A 1,670-nucleotide genomic window follows, 5' to 3' on the forward strand; every position below is an offset into this window, starting at 1 on the left:
CAGCATCTCGACCGCGCGCTGCAGCGCGTCGGCGCGGCTCGCCTTCTGGTGCAGCTGCACCGTCTCGGCGATCTGCCGGCCCACGGTGAGCACCGGGTTCAGCGAGGTCATCGGCTCCTGGAAGATCATCGAGATGCGGTTGCCGCGGATCTGCCGCATCTCGCGTTCGCTGAGCTGCATCAGGTCGGTGCCGCGCAGGCGCACCGTGCCCATGTGGCGGCCGGGCGGCGTGGGCACCAGCCGCAGGATGGAAAGCGCGGTCACGCTCTTGCCGCAGCCCGATTCGCCGACCACGCCGAGCGTGCGGCCCGCGCGCACGGTGTACGAAACGCCATCGACCGAACGCACCACGCCGGCCAGCGTATGGAAATGGGTGCGCAGGTTGTCGACTTCGAGCAGGGGCTCGCCGGGCGCGAGCGCGAGGTGGGACATGGGTGCCATGGCGGGCCTCACAGCTGCCGCGCCAGGCGCGGGTCGAGCGCATCGCGCAGGCCGTCGCCCAGCAGGTTGATCGCCAGCACCGTGGCCGCCAGCAGCAGGCCCGGGTACAGGATGATGTGGAACGCCACCGCCACGAAGTTGCGGCCCTCGGCCATCATGTTGCCCCAGCTCGGCGTCTGCGCCGGCACGCCCACGCCCAGGAAGGAAAGCGCCGCTTCGGTCAGCACCGCGGCAGCGGCCACGAAGGTCGACTGCACGATCAAGGGCGCCACCATGTTGGGCAGCACGTGGCGCAAGAGGATCACCGGCAGCCGCGTGCCGACTGCATGCGCGGCCTCGACGTACAGCTGCTCGCGCAGGGTGAGYGCGAGCGAGCGCACCAGCCGCACCACGCGCGGGATCTCGGGCACCGTGATGGCGACGATCACCGTCGTGAGGCTGGCGCGCGTCACCGCCATGAGCGCGATGGCCAGCAGGATGCCGGGAATGGCCATGAGCCCGTCCATCACGCGCATCACCGGCCCGTCGGCCCAGCGCACGAAGCCCGCGATGAGGCCGATCAGCACGCCGAAGAAAGTGGCGAGCAGCGCGACCGAGGCGCCGACGATCATCGACACCTGACCGCCCCACACGGCGCGGCTGAACACGTCGCGGCCGAGCGCATCGGTGCCGAACAGGTGCTCGGCCGAGGGCGGCTGCATGCGCGCGAGCGGATCGATGTCCTGCGGATCGAAGGTGGCGATCCAGGGCGCGCCGATGGAGACGGCGGCCACTGCGACGAGCAGCAGCCCGCCGACGATCAGCGTCGGATGCTTGCGCACCCAGCGCCAGCGCGGCGGCACGAAGGGCGCTTCGTCGGCCACGGCAATGGCAACGGGTGGTGGAAGTTCACTCATCGGAAGTACGGCGGACATGAGGACATCTAGTACGTGATGCGCGGATCGAACAGGCGGTAGCTCAGGTCGATCAGCAGGTTGATCAGCACGTACACGCCGGCCGACAGCAGCAGCACGCTCTGGATCACCGGGTAGTCGTGGCGCTGCACCGAATCGATCACGAGGCGGCCCACGCCCGGAATGGCGAACACCGTCTCGGTCACCACTACGCCGCCGATCAACAGGGCGATGCCCACGCCCACCGTGGTGGCGATGGGAATGGCCGCATTGCGCAGCGCATGGCCCAGCACCGGCAGCACGCCCAGGCCCTTGGCGCGCGCGGTGCGGATGTAG

Annotated in this window: 3 protein-coding genes; all 3 read right to left on the bottom strand. The window is 69.9% G+C overall.

Going from position 1 to position 1,670, the window contains the following annotated elements; genetic code table 11:
* A partial coding sequence (locus tag AC1DOC_RS32700) for an ATP-binding cassette domain-containing protein (protein ID WP_478131443.1) occupies nt 1-441 on the bottom strand: 441 nt, incomplete at its 3' end.
* 8 nt (nt 442-449) lie between these two features.
* On the bottom strand, nt 450-1,337 hold the full coding sequence (locus AC1DOC_RS32705) for an ABC transporter permease (RefSeq protein ID WP_478080506.1): 888 nt from the start codon (nt 1,335-1,337) through the stop codon (nt 450-452).
* A 26-nt stretch (nt 1,338-1,363) separates the two neighbouring features.
* A partial coding sequence (locus AC1DOC_RS32710; RefSeq protein WP_478131444.1) for an ABC transporter permease subunit occupies nt 1,364-1,670 on the bottom strand: 307 nt, incomplete at its 5' end.

Source organism: Variovorax sp. 01T439_2 (genome assembly GCF_056398445.1).